This is a genomic window from Paludisphaera rhizosphaerae (assembly GCF_011065895.1).
Classification (GTDB): Bacteria; Planctomycetota; Planctomycetia; order Isosphaerales; family Isosphaeraceae; genus Paludisphaera; species Paludisphaera rhizosphaerae.
This window is the reverse complement of the sequence record NZ_JAALCR010000049.1, coordinates 1-17,830: the sequence shown is the minus strand read 5'-3', so window position 1 is coordinate 17,830 and position 17,830 is coordinate 1. Positions and strand designations below refer to the sequence as shown.

The window sequence follows — 17,830 nt, the reverse complement described above, 5'->3', positions numbered from 1 at the left end:
TCATGATACGCCTGGCTATTCTGTTCGCCGTGATCTCAATGCTGGCGGCGGCGTTCGGCTTCTACGGCGTGAGCAACGCATCGGCCGACATCGCCAAGTTCATCGCCCTGGTCTTCGCCGTCATGTTCATCGCCGCCATAGCCATTGGAGTTGCGGCGGCTCGTAAGGTGACATAGTCGACGACGAGACGACGACCTTTCCGAACATCGAACGGTCGGCCTTCGGGTCGACCGTTCGCTTGCGCTGAACTCAGGACGATTCCCTTTCCAGGCGATCGAGGTCGCACCAGGGGCCTCGGCTGCGGAAGGTCGGGGAGGGGAGTTTGCTCGCGATCTCCAGCGCCTGGGCGGGATCGACCTCGTCTCGCCTTCGGGCGAGGCCGCGAAACACCCTCAGCCCGCGCTGAAGGGCGATGATCTCGCGACGGGTGCGGCCGCGGGGGCTGTCGGGCCAGGGGGCCGGATGTTCCTCAAAGCTGAAGAAGTGCGGGAGCAGGCGGGTGATATAGGCCCAGTAGTCCGGGTTGTCCGTCTGGATCACGAACAGGCCGCCAGGGGCGAGGGTTCGGTGAACGTCGGCGGCGAATCGCGGGGTCACCAGCCGTCGGTGCGCCTGCCGTGAATCGTGATAGGGCTGGGGATGATACAGGTGGATCTCTGTCGCGGCGGCGTCGCCGACGTAGCGGCTCACGAAGGTCTCGGCGTCCTTCACCGCGAACCGGACGTTGGAGAGCCCGCGTTGATTGCCGCGACGGGTGGCGTAGCGAATGACGACCGGGAGGACGTCGATGGCGAAGTGGTCGACGTCGGGACGCGCCAGAGCGCTCAGCAAGGTGGACCGGCCGTTGCCGCAGCCAAGGTCGAGGACCAACGGCGCGACCCTTCCAAAGACCTCGGCGAAGTTGAGCGGGCCCGTTTCCGGCAGCCGCTTGACGGCCGTTCGCGCCCACTGATCGGCGGGAAGGATCCGTCCCGGAATAGGGACGCCGAATTCCTCCTCGATCTCGTTCGACGGCATCGTGCGACTTCCTTCCGATCACCGAGTCTCAAGCACTCGAGCGCTCTCGCCGGCCGCCTGGGAGGCGGCCGCACCCAGGTTGCGCCGGGCGATCAACTCGGCCACGATGCTCACGGCGATCTCATCCACGCTCTCCGACCCGATATCCAGACCCACCGGGGCTGATACGCGGGCCAGGGTCTCCTCGGAAAGCCCGGCGTCCAGGAGAGCGTCGAAGATCAGCCGGATCTTTCGCTTGCTGCCGATCAGGCCGACGTATGAGGCGGCGGTCGGCGCCATGTGCTGAAGGGCTTCCTGGTCGTGCCCGTGACCTCGGGTGACGATCACGACGAAGGTGTGGGGCGTGACTTCCAACTCGGGGAGGACGATGGCCATCGGACCGACGACCAGCCGGCGGGCTGTTGGGAACCGCTCGCGGTTGGCGTACTGGGCGCGGTCGTCGACGACCCAGACGTCGAAGTCGACGCGGGCCGCCATTTCGGCTACCGCCTGGCCGACGTGCCCCGCGCCGATCACGATCAGCCGGACGCGCGGCGTCGTCGGCAGGTAGGCCACGCCCGCAGCCTCCGAGGGCCGGGGCCGATGGCCGAGAGGAGGCAGGCCCGCGACGAGTGCGGCCGGGGGCTCGCTGTCGTCGAGCGAGGCGATCAGGGAACCGTCGTGGTCGAAGAGGAACCGATCGCCGACCGCCGACGCACCGGCCTTCTCCGGGTCCAGGACGACGGCCTCCGTGAAGCCGAGACCAGCGTCGAGCAGGCTCAGATAGGCCCGGTGATAGGCGAGATGGTTCGGTCCGCGGGGGCATTCGGCCAGGATGACCATCTTGCCGCCGCAGATCAGGCCGTCGGCCCAGGCGTAGTCGTGGTTGAGGACGAAGCTATAAAGCTCAGCCCCGTCGCGGCCGATTCGACCGGCCGCCTTGCGTTTGACCTCGTCCTCGACACAGCCACCGCCCAGCGTGCCGATCTGGCCGCCGTCGGGGGTCAGAAGCATGGCGGCGCCGGCCTTCTGGGGGGTTGAGCCTCGCGTCGCCACGACGCGACAAAGCAGGACTTCACGGCCCGTCTCCAGGGACTCGATCAGCCGCCGCATCAGGTCTCGCATGGCGTGGGGGCCCTTCGTCGTTCAACCGACGCCTAGTTCAATCCGTCTTCGCCCCGACCACGACGAGTTGCAAGGGCAAGACCACGGGCTCCGGCTTCCCCTCGACCTTGAGCGGGAGTTTCAGAACCGCGCCCCAGGTGTTGAGCATCTGGTCGTTGACCATGCTCGGCCCCTCGGGAAGGGGGTCGGGGGGAGCCAGCAGAATCAAGATGCCGGGGTGTGAGGTCCCGACTGACTCGGCGCTCTGTTGTTCGAGCTTCTTCCGGGGCAGGTCGGCCGGTTCGAGGTCCTTGGCCGCTGGCAGCAGCAGGGCGTAGTCGCGGTTGACGCTCACGCCTAGGTGGTCGCCGTTCACCGGTTGGAGCCCGTATCGCAGGGTGTAGGCGCCCGGAGGGATCGTCTGATCGCGGTAGTCGCCCGCCTCGGCGGCGTACTTGACGACGCCGAGCAACTCGCCGTCGGTCAGGACCGGGTAGAGGATGGCTCCCTTGGAGCCGGCGGGCTCGCCAGTGGCCGGCGCGGCCTTGCGAAGCCACACGTCGACCAGCGGGGCGCCTTGTGGATCCAGGACGCGATATCCGCCGGCTTCGAGAGTTTCCTTGATCGCAGGGGCCAGACCGGCGGGAGGGCCGTCGTTCAGCTTTTCGAGCTTGTATGAGTCTTGCGCGGCCGCCGTGGTCGCCGTCCCCAGGACGAGGACGACCAGGAATCTCAGGGACATTCCGACCCCCATCTGATCAACTCTCGGGAAGGATGTAAGAAGACGAGGACGGCGTCCGCCTTGGGAAGCCGTCCTCGTTCGGGAATTCCTAGCGGGAACGGCCCCGCTCAGTGCGAGAAACGTCCAACGAAGCTGCTGCGGCAGTTCGGGTCGTTCCAGCGGGATTCGAGTTCGCCGCCCTCATACCGGTGGCGGCGGGTGTAGGCGGGCAGCGCCTGGACGCCGCTGGAGAGCGGTTCGTAGGCGACGACCTCGTTGCCGCAGGCGTGATCGTCGGCGTCGAGCGGCCGGGTGAGGATCTCGGCCAGGCCGGGGGCCGAGACGAGAGCCTGCGGAGCGTGGGGCATGCCGTGGTTTGCATGGGCGTCGGCCGCCGAATGCGAGGCCGTTTCGTGGCCTTCAACCGTGATCAGCAGAGGCGACCTTCGCACGGCCACGATGTTCTTGAGCCGATCGCCGCCGAGTTCCTTCGCCATCGCGACCAGCGCGTCGCGCTGGGCGGTCGTGGCCTGGTCGTCGACGATCACGACGGCCTTCGCCGCCGAGGCGTCGTCCTGCGAGAACGTCGAAGTGCCGACGACGGCGGCCGCAACGGAGAGACCCTTCAGATCCACGCCCTTCCACGAGCCTTCATTCACCTTCCAAGCCATGACCGCCTGGTGGCCGGTGATGAAGACCTCGGCGTTGGAAAAGCAAGGGCCGGTGTAGACGTCGGCGGTGCGGGCCTCGACGTAGTCTCCAGCGACCCGGTTCGGGGTCGACGGGGCGGGCGAGGTCGCGGGGGGAAGCCACCCGAGAACGGCCAGGGCGCAGACGAGCATGATTGGATCTCTCCGGTTATCCGCCGATCCCAACGGGGCCGCGGTACGATCCGCGAACCATCGTCCCGACGCGAAATCGCAATTCTCCTCGGGTGATTATACCGGCATGGGAAGCCCGGCGTCGACGCCCGCCGCGGTCAGCGTCAGGTCAGTCGATCTCGTAGCAGCGCCGGGATGTCGCGCAGCAGTCTTCGCGGCCCACGAAACCCTGGTCAGGACCGATGTCCTTGAGGGTCTTCTGACACCAGAAGATCGTGTTGTCGTAGTCGGCGTGGCCTTCGTGTTCGGGGACGTCCGTGTAGACGTACATCCCCTTGCTCCGGATATGGCGGCAAAGGGGGCCGAAGGACTCAGGAGTCGATTCGACCGCCGCCTCGACCTCGGACTCGGCCTTGATCGTCGTGACCGCCGGTTTCTTCTCGGTCATCGTCAGCCCTCCTGCCAGTAGCGGTCGCCGACGGCGTCGAGCAAGGCGCGCTTGACGGTCGTCTGCACCAGGGCGAGCTTGTAGCCGTTCATGGAAAGAGGCTTGGCCCCTTCGATGGCCGCCTTGGCGGCGGCCGTCGCGCGGTCGCGGGTGACCGGGCCCCCCTTGATGGCGGCCTCGGCCGTCGCCGATCGCCAGGGGATGGGAGCGACGCCGTAGAGGACGACGCGACAGTCGGCGACCGCGTCACCGTTCATTTTCAGGTTGACCGAGGTCATGACCAGCGGCCAGTCGTGCGCCTGTTTCTGACGGACCTCGTACATGCCGTTCTTGCCGGCGGCCGGGATCGTAACATGGGTCAGCAACTCGCCGGGGGCGAGGGTCAACTCGCGTTCCTCGTTCGTCCTGGGAACGCGATAGAGCTGTTCGACGGGGATCGTCCGGGCGCCGCCAGGGCCGGTGATCGTGGCGCTGGCGTTCAGGGCGATCAGCGGGACGGCGAGGCTCGACGGGTTGACGAAAAGAGCGTCGCCCTCGGTCAAGAAGATGGCGTGGTAGCGGTTGTCCCCCTCGCGGACGAGGCTCTTGCCGTCCTTCGTTCCGAGCAGGCCGAAGCCGTTTCGGAAGAACCAGCAGCGAGGACGCTGCAGCAGGTTGCCGCCGATGGTCGCCATGTTGCGGATCTGGGGCGTGCCGACTTCGACCGTCGCCTGCCGGAGCGCCTGATAACGCTGCCGGACGAGCGGGTCGGCGATCAGGTCGGCCAACCGGGTCCCGGCTCCGATCACGACCTGCCCGTCGAGCTTCTCCTCGACGCCGGCGAGCGCCTTGACGTCCTTGAGGTAGACGACCTTTTCGGGGCTCGTGACGTAGTCCTTCATCCGGCTGATGAGGTCGGTCCCGCCGGAGAGCGCCTCGACGGTCCCAGGGCCGGCGAGGGCCTTCACGGCGTCCTCGGGGGTCGTGGGGCTGTAATATGCGAAGGCTTTCATCGGTTCAGGCCTTCCCTTCTTTGGCCGCCAGGGCGTTGAGGACGTTCATGGGGGACATCGGCCACTTGGGGACGCGGACTCCGATGGCGTTGGCCACGGCGTTGCCGATCGCGGCGGCGGTGCTGATCGTCGGCGGCTCGCCCACGCCGATGACGCCTCGCTTACGCATCTCGGGCGTGTCGTAAGCGTCGACGATGATCTCGGGGATGTCGGTCGCTCCGGCGAGCTTGTACATCTCCATGTCCGGGTTGAGCATCACCCCGGTCCCCTCGTCCATGATCCGCTCTTCAAACATCCCGTAGTTCAGGCCGCCGATGACGCCGCCGTAGATCTGGCTCTTCCAGGTCAGCATGTCGAGGATCAGGCCGGTGTCCTGCACGGCCACGATCTTCTTCAGGCGAACCACGCCGGTTTCAATGTCGACGGTCACCTCGGCGAACTGGCAGCCGCCGACGCCGATCGAGGAGAGGCCAGGGCCAAACCGACCAATCGTGTTGATCGGCATGACGCCCAGCTTGCGGCAGGCCTGTTCCCAGGTCATCTTCTCCTCGCCCTTGACGAGGAGCTTGCCGCCGGAGAGCGTCAGGTCGTCAACGGCGCAATTCAGTCCCGGGGCGAGCTTCTGGAAGAGTTCGTCGCGGGCCTGTGTGACGGCGTTGAGGCAGGGGGGAGCCATCGACGGCGTTGTGGTCGAACCGCCCGAGCTTTGGCCCGGCGGGAACGTTGAGTTGCCGATGTTCGACTTGATCTGGCCGACTTCAAGGCCGAGGACCTCGGCCGCGATCACCGCCAGAATCGTCCGGGCGCCGGTGCCGATGTCCTGGGTGGCGCTTCGGAGTTCAACCGAGCCGTCAGGGTTGATGATGCAGGCGACCTGCTTGTCCTGGGCGCCGCCGCCTCCCCACTGGTGCAGGGCCATCCCCAGGCCGCGGACGATCGGTCCGTCGCCGTTCTGGCCGCGCGGCTTCCACCGCTCCCAGCCGATCAGCTTGGCGCCGCGTTCGATCTGCTCATGGTAGAGCTCCGTCCGGTTGATCCCGCCGCCGACTGGATCGGTCTCGGCCAGGTTCTTGAGCCGGAACTCCAGGGGGTTCATCCCCAGCTTATCAGCCAGGTCGTCCATCGCCGCTTCCATCACGGCGCACCCCTGGGGGTGTCCGGGGGCTCGCATCGCGCGGGCGCCGCCGCAATTGACGGAGATCTCGGTGTGAGTTCTCGACCGATTCGCGACGTGATAGACGTAGGGCAGGGGGAAGTTCGACGGGCTGCGGCCGCCGGTGCCCGAGGTCTCCGCGATCATCGCGGCGAGTTTACCGTCGGCCGTCGCGCCCAGTTTGACGTGGGCCTTCGCGCTGGGGCGGTTGCCGGCGATCATGTGCTCCTGCGCCCGGTCGAGGAACATCCGGACCGGTCGGCCGGCGTCCTTGGCGAGCCTGGCGGCGGCGATCCCCCAGGCGTCGGCGTTGAACTTGGAGCCGAAACCGCCCCCCATCACCTCGGTCAACACCGTGACGTTTGAGGCGGGGACGCCGAAGGTCTGCACCATGTCGTTGGCCACGGTCATGACCGACTGGGTGCTGGCGTAAGCGGTGATCGAGTCCGAGCCCTTCCACTCGGCCGTCAGCCCGTGGGGCTCCAGGCAGACGTGGGTGATGACCGGGAGCTCGTAGGTCGCCTCGATCACGACGTCGGCCTTCTGCATGGCCTCGTCGGGCTTGCCGGCGGTCTGGGCGCGGCCCGCGCGGTAGTTGCCGTTGTTGAAGACCTTCGGAGCGTCGGGAGCCGACGACTGGCGCTCGGTGACGACGTGGGGGAGGATCTCGTATTCGACCTTAATCGCGCGGGCGGCGTCGCGAGCCTTTTCCTCGGTCTCGGCGGCGACCGCGGCGATCTCCTGTCCCTGATAGTAGATCGTCGTCTCGCCGGGCTGGGCCATCGCGAGGACGGCCTTGACGCCAGGCATCTTCCGGGCCGGCTCCAGGTCGATCGACTTGACCTTCGCGCTGGCGTAGGGGCTGGAGAGGATCACACCGAAGAGCATGCCTTCGGGGCGAATGTCCGAGGGGTACTTGGCTCTTCCGGAGGCCTTGGCCAGACCGTCGAGCCGAGGGATGGAGGAGCCGATCAGTCGGGTGGATTCGGGCCACGCGGCCATGGGTCAGACTCCTTTCTGGTTCTTCGCGACCGCCAGTGCGGCCTCGAACACGCCGATGTAGGTTCCGCAGCGGCAGATGTTGCCGTCGAGCCCGCGTTTGACGTCTTCGAGCGTGGGCTCCTTACCCGGGTGTCGGTCGAGCCACGCCTTGCAGGCGGTGACGAAGCCGGGCGTGCAGTAGCCGCACATGAGGGCGTCGTGTTGGTGGAAGGCGTGAGGGACGCCGTTCTCGCCCGTGTCGAAGCTCTCGACCGTCTCGATCTTCTTGCCCTGGCAGGAGACGGCCAGGGTGGTGCACGAGTAGACCGGGTCGCCGTTAAGAATGACGGTGCAGGCGCCACAGCTGGCGCGGTCGCAGACGCGCTTGGGGCCGGTCACGTCGAGACGGTTCCGCAGCGTGTCGAGCAGCGTGCTGCGAGGCTCAACGACGCAAGACATGTCCTTGCCGTTGACCATCAAGGTCAGGTTCACGTCGCCCGAGAGGACCTGCGGCTCGGCCGACGCGACCTGGGCCTCAGCCTCAGCGAGTGCGGCGGTGGCCTGGCTTGTCAGAACGGCCGAGGCGGCCGCCAGTCCCGATCCGCGCAGAAAGTTCCGCCGGCTGTGGTCGCCAGGCCCATTGGGAGACCTGGAGTCGTTCTCTGCCATGGAGGCTCCTCCCTGGGGGGATCAAGGCGCAGAGCATGTTCGTCCGGCCGGATGAGGTGGCATCTCCCGGCCCCCTGGGAAGGGGCCGGCGACCGGCCAGTCGCCCCACATTGTGCGGCTGTGCGAGGCCGGAGGCAAGCGGCGAGCCACTGATTTCGGTCTATTGAACGCCGAGGAAGAAAACGACAGCGAGCACCACGGCGCCGACCAGGGCCGCCAACAACCCCATGGTCCGGCGGCGTTTAATGTAAAAGAGCAGCAGCAGACCCGTCGCCGAAGCCACGGCCATCAGGACGGCCGAGACGTCGACCACCGCCGACCAGATCGGCCCAGTGTCACGCCCTTTGTGCAGGTCGTTGATTAGGGCGACCAGCCCGTGGCGCTGCTCAGTGATGCGATAAGACCCATGAGGGCGTCGGATGAGAGCGTCGGCCGAGTAGCCCGGACCTTTGAAGGTGACGACGCATTCGTCTTCTTCCGTCGTGAACGACGCCAGGGTCCCGTGGAGGCCGTGTTCGCGACGGAGATGCTCGACGACCTCCAGCTTGTTGACGTCCCCTTCCAGGAGATTCGGGTCGACGCGCCCCTCGGATTCGACGGTCGTCGCCACTCCATCGTAAAACCAGTGGGGATGATTCAGCGTGATTCCGGTGACGCTGAAGAAGAGGACGGCGACCAAGCCGAACATCGACAGATAAGTATGAAGCCAGCGGATGGGGGCTGCCAGCCGGTGGGAGAGACGTCGAGTATGCGACGAGGAGCGAGACGGGGAGGGACGCCGATCATCGGCCGGTCCCGCGGGGTCGGTATTCGAGCGAGGCGGACTTGATCTCGTCATTCCCCTTCAGTTCCTTCACGAATGGTTCGTCGCCCAGTTTGACCTTCTGGCGGATGAGGCCGTATCCCCCATGCTCGCGGACGGCCTCGATAAGAATGGTGTACTCGCCCGGCGGTACGGCGGCGCCCTTGTCGTCCTTGCCGTCCCAGGCGATCGAGTAATCGCCAGGAGCGCGAGTCGGCTGGGCGATCACGAACGGGTCGTACTTGGTCGTCTTCGTGCGCGACATGACGTCCGAGTGCCATCGCTTCAAATCGGGGAGCCAGCGGAACGGCCCAGGGCCGCCCGAAGAAACCCAGAAGACCAGGTTCCGGTACACGGTTCCATTATCGTCTTCAACCCAGACCGCGACGTAAGGCTTACGGTATCTCCGCTGCTCCTGGGGGCGGTTGATGGTGAACCGAACCAGCAGTTCGTTCTTGTCCCCCCAACTGTCGGCGGCCTTCGCATCGGCGGCCTTCGCATCGGCGGCGGGCTTTTCGGGCGTCTGCGGCTCGAAAGCCAGCCACGCGGCGCTGCGGAGAATTCGGCCGTCGGCGGCGGCGATGAGGCAAGCCGTGTTCGGCAGGGACTCGACGAGACGCAGGCCGTCGTCGGGGGGGAGGACGTTGAGGATCGTGGCCAGGGCGTCCGCGTCGGCCGAACGTTCAGCGATCACCGAGGCCGCGAGTACACCTTCCACTGGGTCGCCGGTCCTTGGGTCGATGATGTGCGAATACCAACGGCCCTCGATCTGGTATCCTCGGTGCTTCCGGCCGCTGGAGGCGACGGCTCGATTCTTGACCATGATCCTCGCCAGGGGCTCGGTCGTCTCGGAGCCGAGGCGGGGGCCGGCGACGGCGACCTGTTGCTCAACGTCGCCCTGCACGCGCATGTCGCCGCCGACGTTTAGAACGACCCCGTGGACTGCTGGATCTCCGGCCGTCGCCGCGTTGCACGCCTTCTCAACGATGTATCCCTTGGCGATGGCGTCAAGAGTTAGCGGCGCTGTGGAAAGGCGTTCGGCGAGTCCGGCGATGGGATCAAGTCGCCAGGCCGGGCCGGTTGCGCGTGCCTTTGCAGCGTTGCGCTCGGCAACCGTCGGGGGCTGGTTACGGCGTGCGGCTTCGGACCAGAGTTGGGAAAAGATCTGGACGCGAGGGTCGAACGCGCCGCCGCTTCGCTCGCGCCAGATTTCGCCGGCGGTGAGCACCTCGATCAATTCGGGCGAGAGTTTGAACGATCCTCCCCTGTCCGCTTGCCAGCGGCGGAACTCGCTGGAGGCGTCGTGGTTGCTGAGGATCGCCGTGAGGCGGTCGATCTCGCGAAGCGCGCGGTCCTCGGCTCGACGGGCGGCGGCCTCGTCGTCGGCGCGGACGGTCAGGTCCAGCGAGGTCCCCATGACGTCGTCGTGGCGAAAGATGTAGTCGCCGGCGACCGCCGCGCGGAGGAACATGAGGCTCAGAACGAGGCTCGCGGCGAGACGAGGCATGAGTGAGGGGGCTCCAGAATACCGGTCGAGGGGTTCGCACCCGCACGGGTACGGATGTTGACGTCCTGAGAATTTCAAGTCCACCGCCTCTCCCGACGGAGCGGGGGCGAATGGACGTGAATTGGGCGTCTAACCGCCTCGAAAGACAGTGCTTGAATCATAGAATGAGGGAGCGTGGAGTCTACCCGTGTTGGGATGGATCGGCCAGCGTCTCCAGCAAATTAGCGTCGATCCAGCGGGCTGAGGCCCCGTGATTTTCGACCGCTGCTCCGTATTTTTTCGAGGCCCTCGAAGTCGAGCCGTACATCGAACGTCTCATCTATATATGTTGTTGCGTTTGAGATGCGACGAGACAGCCTGGCGCATCGCTCTCCATGAGAAGGAGGGAATCACCAGCGTCCAATGGGGCATCGTTCGTGGGGGAGCGCCGTCTTTGGACTTGTGAAGCAGCCGCAGATCCGACACCGCAACCCCGTGTGATGGACGCAGGACTGGCATGTTGCGATTCGAACGCGCTGTTCCTCGACGGTCGTCGTCTTCATTCCTGTACCGAGAAAGGTCGCCATTGCTCGGCTCGCTGAGAGGGCCATCCGGAAGATTCCTGGATCCCCGGCGACGTGTGTTGACGGCTCGGCCAGCCCCATCGCCACGCCTGCGTCGATCGGTCTGGTCGCTGGCGCAGACCCCAAAGCCTCTGATCGATACCGCTGCAACTGGGCTGCATACCAATCAGCCTCCGCCGCGCCGGAGGCCCGCAGCAGACTCGTTGATTCCTCCGCGGTCGTTAGGGCCAGGTCAGGCCGACCCGACTCAGCCCACGCGGCCGCCTGAAGCCAGAGAAGTCGAGCCTCATGTCGACGATCGCCGATCGCCTGAACCGATTTCCTCGCTCGCGCCAGGACGGCCGTCGCCGTCGCCGGATCGCCCTGCTTAAGGAGTACGTCGCCGAGGCGCTCGAGAACCGCGAGCCTCGCGAAGGCGTCGGTTAATCCCTCCGCGAGGGCAGACGCCGCCTCAAGGGCCGATCGAGATTCATCCGCCCGCCCCAGGGCTTTCAGGACGCGTCCCAGATCGACCTGGACTTCCGCCTCGCCCCCGCGATCGCCCAGAGCCCGGCGCAGCGCCAGGGCTTCGAACAGAGGCGTCACCGCCTTCTGCGGCTCGTCTTTCGCCCAGAGCATTGCCAGGTCGGCCAGCGCCGTGGCCTCCGCGCGGCGGTCCCCGGCGGTGCGGGCCGACTCCAGCAACCGGACGGCGGTCGCCGCCGGTTCCTCGGCTTCGTTCACGTGGGTACGCTCCGCCGCGGCCGCCGCCCCGGGGTCGATGCCTGACGCCAGGGCGAGCCGCTCGCCCAAGCGTCGAAACTGGACGTCGCCGGGCCAGAGCCCGCGCAATCGCTCTTCGGCGAGCGTCTCATCAGCGGCCGTCCAGACCAAGGCCAGATCGGACCTTCGCTCTCCACATCGTTCGACCGTCGCGCCGTCTGGCATGACCCAGCCTGCATCTGCGTCGCGCCCCGTCAGCTTGCCGAGCAGTCGGACGAACGCCCCGCCCGACGACCGCCGCCGCGCCAGCGTCGCGGTCGCCGCCGTCCAGTGAATTCCATCCTGCGCATGCACCTTGCCCCGATGCGCCGTGGACACGCGGTCCCAATATTGAAAACCTGCGTCGCTCGCCAGCGGCGTCCAGAGCACGACCCGCCCGTCGTTCCAACTCAGCTCAACGAGAACACCGCTGTTTAATCCCAGGGCCGCCAAGTCGAGGTTCGCCATCGCGGACGCCTCCAGGTCACGGGCTGACGATCAAGATGTGTCGAGTTCAGAGTCCTCCTGCGGCAAAGCTTCGTCAAGACCCGCCGGCGAATAGGGGCCTTTCGGCGAGCAATCTGTCAGTGGACCTTGCTGAAGGGGCAAGGCTCCGGGGTTCCTCCCATCGGATTCGTCACCTTCCTTCTGCACGCCTCGAGCAGAGGATTCGCTCGCCTGTCCTTTGCAGTCACGTCTTCCCGAAGGAAGGTTGTATAAAATAAATATATGATATTTTATAGGAATAAATATAACCAACAAAGGTAGGCGTTAAGGCGGACCGATGGATCGGGCTGTCGGCTCTGGTAAAGCAGAACGAGGTCCCACGAACGTACCAGCCGTCGATTTGACCCGACAGAGGTCTTTTGATCGCTTCTGGTGGATTCGCGAACACGCGGCGAGGCGCAGACTGGGCGACCTCACGGTGTCCTAAAGCGTGAGCATTGCCTCGGAATCTGAGAAAGATCGACTCAGGAACGAAGGCTGATCCGCCTGCAGGGGCGATGCCAGTCGCCCAGTGCGTCGACCGAGATCCTGGGGGCAGGGGGGGGCAATAGACCAGGCCTCGATGCGGGAGGACGGTATTGCCCGTATCCTCTCAATCGCTCGATGAGGACCCTCGCCTCTGTGGAGTCGACGTAGATCGCGCGAGCCAGAAGCTCATTCCAGAGCCTGTCTTCGATGCTCTCCCTGTCGCCGTATCTCCCCGGACTTCGTGGCTCGTCGTCCGGTTGGAGTATGGTCCGGCGCCACACATTGAAACGGAGACCTCGGGCCTCGCAGGATCCGATTGGATCGATTTGCGCCGGGCTCGCAGTGAACCTTCTCAGAGTCTGTCGACGGCCATTGGTGCGGCCGGCGATCAGGGATCGCCGGCCGCGTAGTCCCGGGGCGACGGTCGGGGAATCGACCGCCGCACGAGAGGCTGACGACATATGAAGATCAAGATCGGCAGGACAGACGTCGGCGGACGGAGGAGGCAAGGCTCAAGAGGCTTACGCCGGTCGCCAGCATGGCATAGGCGCCCGGTTCGGGGACGGCCTGGGTGATGAAGCCGTGGGTGACGCCGTCGACGACGTACTGACCAACGATCTGGTTCGAGTTGTTGATATCCATCGCGTAAACCAGATAGCTGGGCGGTATTGGGAAGAGCTGGTATGTACCGTCGGACTGTCGGACGAAACCCGTGGCTGTGAACAACGGTCCGCTGCTATCGAAGACGGGATCGAGGACGTATCCGACCGTCGTTCCCAGGTCGTTGATTCCGTTGCCGAACGTCCCAGCGCTGAACGGGCTCGCGACGACGTCGTACGTCGTGAAGGATCCGTCGGTGGCGCGAAGGTATCCATGGAACGCCGCGCCGTCGAAGTAGAAGCCCGAGACCACGCCGGAGTCGTTGATGCCCTGTGCATAAGTCCAAACGGCGCCGGGGGCGTCGAATGTGGTGAAGCTGCTGCCGTCGGCCGAGCGAATGAAACCATGGAAGTCGAGCGAGCCGCTGAGCGAATAGGTGCCGACGATCTGCCCTAGATTATTGATGCCGAAACCCTGAGTGGATAATGCGAGCGGCACGGTGAAGCTGGTGATCGTACCGTCGGTCGCTCGCAAGTAGCCGACGTACGCACCCCCGATGTCGTAGTAGCCCGTGACGAGACCGGCGTTGTTAATACCCTGACCGTACGTGGACACGGCTCCGGCCACGTCGAAAGTGCTAATCGTACCGTCGGGTTGACGGATGAAAGCGTGCGTTGCGAACGACGCGTCATAGCTTCCGACGGCGACCCCCGTGTCGTTGATCCCGTTAAGAGTCGTGGAGGTGCTCCCGGGCACGTCCACCGTGATAATTGAATCGGCCAGCGCGGCGTGCGAAGTCAGCACGCCGACGAAGGCCAAGGGCCCCAGGACGAACGCTCTGAACCTAGACATCATCATCGAGGAAGCTCCGCGCGATCCCGACGTGACGGAATCGCGGACATTCAAAAGTTCATGTAAATGGATTTCTGAAAATCGTTATTTAAGAACGAGATTAAACGTTCTCCGCCCGCGTCTGCCACCTTTGATGCGCCCGAACGAGGACCCCAACCACCCTCCGACTCTCGCGTCCCTCGTCCCGTCGGTCGGCGACGGCGCGGTCGGACGCCGTTCTTCGTTCCTGCGATCTCACATGCACAGTCGCGATTCGTCCCGCTGATTGTCAATCGATTGAGGCCGCCAGGTGAAATAAAGCAGCGCGTGTTGTTGTGCGTAAACGGCCATGTTAGCGGCGGGTCAAGAGGCGGCGATTCACGACGGCAGGCCGGCTCACACGCTCCGTGCCACGCGCCTTTTCAAGAGAGTGCGCCTGATGTCGCGCGTGGGATGTGAAATGAATGGAAATGTATTCTAACTTGATCTAATTAAGATTGATTTAGGTTGACTGTGTGCATTTGTGCTTGCCGCTATTTCAGGCCGCGGTTGCAACGGGAGGGCTCGGAGCGTCTTTCGGAGTGTTTGCTTTTCTTCGCTTTAAGTGTCGCGAGAAAACAACGTAAATTTTTGAGTCGAAATGAGGATTTTGTTTGACTCTGCTCCGGTCGCTCGATTAACTGTGCCCTGGAATCGCGATACGACTCGATTTAATGGACATGTTAATCCTGTGCATGTGTTGCTAGTTGACGGCGGTCCGCTTTTCTGAGGCCGTCGCCTGAATTGCTCGTTGAAGTCTCTCTGACGTCTCGTCGGGCACGGCCTTCGTCGCACCCCTCCAGGCCGATCCCGACCGTACCGAGACGACTGCCCTAGCCGTCGGCCGGCGTCCCCGTCGCATCTCTTCGCGTCGGGGGCCGCCGCCATCGCCGTGAAAAGTACCGAGCGAAGCGAACGGCTGCGCATGCGCTCCGTCCGCAACTGCGCCGAACGGATTCCGGCGGAATTTGGAGGCTGTCGTCCGCCCGTTTCTCGCGTACAGGTCTCGACTCGAAGCCACGACAAGGGGCTCGGGCCGGGGGGCGGACGAGCTTCGGATTCGTTCGGTCGATCCAGGGAAGGCGAGCGTTCCCAACACGAGCATGCAGCGGCCCGGCCGGCGTCGGTCGGGTGTCCCTGGAGAACCTCTCATGTCCCAAACCGTCAGGCAGCGTTGGTCGGATCGGAGTTCCAAGTCTCGTGGCCGGGCCCGTCGCCAGGCGAGGGCTCGCGCGGGGGCCGGCTTCCGTCCGCGCTTGCTGGACCTTGAAGATCGCACGCTTCTGGCCACCCTCGTCGTCACCAACGACCTGGACAGCGGGCCCGGCTCGCTGAGGAACCAGATCGGCGCGGCCGCCTCGGGCGACACGATCATTTTCGACAATTCGCTCGTCGGCCACACCATCACCCTGACCAGCGGCGAGTTGGTCGTCTCGCAGAGCATCTCGATCGTCGGGCCGGGGTCCAATCGTTTGGCGATTAGTGCGAACTTGAACTCTCGCGTCATCGACATCGCCCCGGCTCCTGCGCCTCCGGGGATCGGGATCGCGTCCGTGCTCGACGTCTCGATTGCGGGTCTGACGATCACCCTCGGCCGGGCGATCAACAGTTCGCCGCACGGCAGTCGCGGCGGCGGCATTTACGCCGAGAACGCGGACCTCAGCCTGACCGACGTGATCGTCGCGTCAAACGAGGTCAAGGGCCTCCCCGGAACCATCGGCGCGGCCGGCGTGAACGGCGCCAATGGTGTTGACAGCGGCGGGGACAACGGCAATGGGACGAATGGCGTCAGCGGCACGGGCGGGAGCTCGGGCGGGGCCGGCGGTTCGGCGTTCGGCGGCGGCATCTACTTCGTGGGGGGCGATCTCTCGCTCACCGACAGCACCGTGACTTCCAACGCCGCTTATGGAGGGCCGGGCGGATCGGGCGGGGCCGGCGGCTCCGGCGGGAACGGCGGCAACGGCTCCCTTACGCTGACGGAGGCCGGATCAGGCGGCAACGGCGGCAACGCCGGGAACGGCGGGAATGCGGGCGGCGGCGGGGGCGGCGGCTCGAGCTTCGGCGGCGGCGTTTACTTCAGCGGCGGCGCGATCAGCGTCGTACGGACCCTGGTTACGTCCAATCAGGCGGTGGGCGGGCCGGGCGGGCTCGGCGGACTCGGCGGGCTCGGCGGCAACGGCGGCAACGGCTCGCTCTCATCGAACCTGAAGAGCGGGACGAGCCAGGGAGGCAACGCCGGCGACGCGGGCGACGGCGGTTCGGGAGGCTCAGGCGGCGCCGGCGGTTCCGGGCTGGGCGGCGGCGTCTACGTCGCCAACGGCGGGCTCACCGTCGGCGGCAGCATCATCTCCGCCGATGCGGCTCGTGGCGGCCCGGGGGGACTGGGCGGCAACGCCGGGGCGGGAGGGGCCGGCGGCTCCGGCTCGCGGTTCGAGGTTGTCTTCTCCCTGGTGGTCAACAGCCTCGCCGGTCCGGTCAGCGGGGCGGGAGGCAACGGCGGCAGCGGCGGCAACGGCGGCAACGGCGGGGCTGGAGGTTATACGGCCGGCGGCGGGATCTACTCGGTCGGCGGGTCGGTGGTGATCGCATCCTCGCAGATGACCTCGGATCAGGCGATCGCCGGCACCGGCGCGGCAGCGGGAGCCGGGGGGAACGCCGGGGCCGGCGGCTCGGGATTCGACTTCTCGTTGACGGTGAACGTAACGGTCAACGTCAATGTGTCGGTCGGTGTGAGCGCTGAGCAGGTGTGCGACCTGCTTTCCCTGGCTGACGGCTCAGAGGAGATCGTGAGCCGCGCCACGGGCGAACCGTGCCTCGATTGCGGCGATGGGCTCGAGTTCGGAGTCTTCGCAGCGGATCAAAGCGGCAAGGGGGGCAACGGCGGGACCGGCGGATCGGGCGGGGCCGGCGGCCTCGGCGGTTCCGCGGACGGCGGCGCCGTGTACGCCTCGAACAGTGAGTCCGTCGGCATCGTGTCGATTTCAAACTCGACGCTGGCCTCGGCGCAGGCGATCGCGGGCGCCGGCGGCAACGGCGGCAACGCCGGATCCGGCGGCGCGGGGGGCTTCGGGGCGCAGTTCCTCGACACGGTCGACGTCACCGTCGACGTGGACATCCACATCGATGTCCAGGTGCAGATCTGCATCCTTGTGCCGGTCGGCGTGGACTTCCAGACGACCGTCACGACGAACACGACGATCACCGACAATCCGATCATCGACGGCGTCGGCGGGGTCGGGGGGAATGCCGGCTCCGGCGGGCGTGGGGCCGACGGCGGCGACGCCCGCGGCGGGGCCGTCTTCACCTCCGGCAGGGCTGTTGGGATCTCCTCCAGCCAGGTGACGGGATCTCAGGCCGTCGGCGGCGGCGCGGGGAGCGGCGGCAACGGCGGCTCCGCGGCGAACGACGGCGTCAGCATTCTCGACTTCGAAACCCTCTCTGTGGGCGCAGGGGGGCCTGGCGGGGCGGGGGGGCACGGCGGCGACGCCACCGGCGGCGGCGTCCACGTCATGGGCGGGCCTCTTTCGTTCGCCGATAGCACTGTCAGCACGTCCTCGGCGCTCGCCGGATCCGGTGGCGGCGGTGGCGGCGGCGGGGCCGGCAACTTCGCTATCAACAGTGGTACGACGGCCGCCGATGGAGCTGACGGCGGCTCCGGCGGGGCTGCTGCAGGCGGCGGAATCTACTACTCGGGGACTCAACTCGCGGTCGGCGGGGCGACCTTCTCCGGCAATGCCGCCCGCGGCGGAGCGGGCGGGTCCGGCGGCGTCGGTGGTTCCGGCGGCATTGTGCTGATCTTCAACGGCAAGACCCAACTCGTGGAGAACGGCGACGGCGGCGACGGCGGCGACGGCGGCGTCGGCGTCGGCGGCGGTCTCTACAACGGC

13 protein-coding genes and 1 pseudogene are annotated in these 17,830 nt (G+C 66.1%); 2 read left to right on the top strand and 12 right to left on the bottom strand.

Going from position 1 to position 17,830, the window contains the following annotated elements; all coding sequences use genetic code 11:
• The first annotated feature begins 2 nt into the window (after positions 1–2).
• A complete protein-coding gene (locus G5C50_RS30295) occupies positions 3–176 on the top strand; it encodes a DUF1328 domain-containing protein (RefSeq protein WP_165075355.1) in 174 nt (57 codons plus the stop codon).
• 73 nt (positions 177–249) lie between these two features.
• Here G5C50_RS30295 and trmB read toward each other — a convergent pair whose 3' ends face one another.
• The 12 genes from trmB to G5C50_RS30235 form a co-directional block, all read right to left on the bottom strand.
• On the bottom strand, positions 250–1,017 hold the full coding sequence (gene trmB, locus G5C50_RS30290) for a tRNA (guanine(46)-N(7))-methyltransferase TrmB (RefSeq protein ID WP_165075353.1): 768 nt from the start codon (positions 1,015–1,017) through the stop codon (positions 250–252).
• An 18-nt stretch (positions 1,018–1,035) separates the two neighbouring features.
• Complete coding sequence (locus G5C50_RS30285) at positions 1,036–2,121, bottom strand: XdhC family protein (protein WP_165075351.1); 1,086 nt, start codon at positions 2,119–2,121, stop codon at positions 1,036–1,038.
• 37 nt (positions 2,122–2,158) lie between these two features.
• Positions 2,159–2,842, bottom strand: a complete 684-nt coding sequence (locus tag G5C50_RS30280) for a hypothetical protein (protein WP_165075349.1) — start codon at positions 2,840–2,842, stop codon at positions 2,159–2,161.
• A gap of 107 nt (positions 2,843–2,949) precedes the next feature.
• The gene (locus G5C50_RS30275; protein WP_165075347.1) at positions 2,950–3,663 is read right to left on the bottom strand and encodes a DUF1326 domain-containing protein; all 714 of its coding nucleotides are present in this window, start codon (positions 3,661–3,663) and stop codon (positions 2,950–2,952) included.
• Positions 3,664–3,811: 148 nt separating this feature from the next.
• Positions 3,812–4,090, bottom strand: coding sequence for a hypothetical protein (locus G5C50_RS30270; protein WP_165075330.1), 279 nt, complete (start codon positions 4,088–4,090; stop codon positions 3,812–3,814).
• A 2-nt stretch (positions 4,091–4,092) separates the two neighbouring features.
• Positions 4,093–5,082 carry an FAD binding domain-containing protein gene (locus tag G5C50_RS30265; protein ID WP_165075345.1) on the bottom strand — a complete coding sequence of 330 codons (990 nt, stop codon included), beginning with the start codon at positions 5,080–5,082 and terminating at the stop codon, positions 4,093–4,095.
• A 4-nt stretch (positions 5,083–5,086) separates the two neighbouring features.
• The gene (locus G5C50_RS30260; RefSeq protein WP_165075342.1) at positions 5,087–7,237 is read right to left on the bottom strand and encodes a xanthine dehydrogenase family protein molybdopterin-binding subunit; all 2,151 of its coding nucleotides are present in this window, start codon (positions 7,235–7,237) and stop codon (positions 5,087–5,089) included.
• A 3-nt stretch (positions 7,238–7,240) separates the two neighbouring features.
• On the bottom strand, positions 7,241–7,885 hold the full coding sequence (locus tag G5C50_RS30255) for a (2Fe-2S)-binding protein (protein WP_165075340.1): 645 nt from the start codon (positions 7,883–7,885) through the stop codon (positions 7,241–7,243).
• Positions 7,886–8,045: 160 nt separating this feature from the next.
• Entirely contained in the window at positions 8,046–8,600 is a 555-nt protein-coding gene (locus G5C50_RS30250) for a PepSY-associated TM helix domain-containing protein (protein WP_407673628.1), read from the bottom strand.
• A gap of 67 nt (positions 8,601–8,667) precedes the next feature.
• Positions 8,668–10,194 carry a DUF2271 domain-containing protein gene (locus G5C50_RS30245; protein ID WP_165075336.1) on the bottom strand — a complete coding sequence of 509 codons (1,527 nt, stop codon included), beginning with the start codon at positions 10,192–10,194 and terminating at the stop codon, positions 8,668–8,670.
• Positions 10,195–10,583: 389 nt separating this feature from the next.
• Entirely contained in the window at positions 10,584–11,966 is a 1,383-nt protein-coding gene (locus G5C50_RS30240) for a tetratricopeptide repeat protein (protein WP_165075334.1), read from the bottom strand.
• A 975-nt stretch (positions 11,967–12,941) separates the two neighbouring features.
• Complete coding sequence (locus tag G5C50_RS30235; RefSeq protein ID WP_206107921.1) at positions 12,942–13,925, bottom strand: hypothetical protein; 984 nt, start codon at positions 13,923–13,925, stop codon at positions 12,942–12,944.
• A gap of 1,169 nt (positions 13,926–15,094) precedes the next feature.
• Here G5C50_RS30235 and G5C50_RS33075 point away from each other — a divergent pair.
• Positions 15,095–17,830, top strand: a pseudogene (locus G5C50_RS33075) (hypothetical protein); the annotation flags it as partial.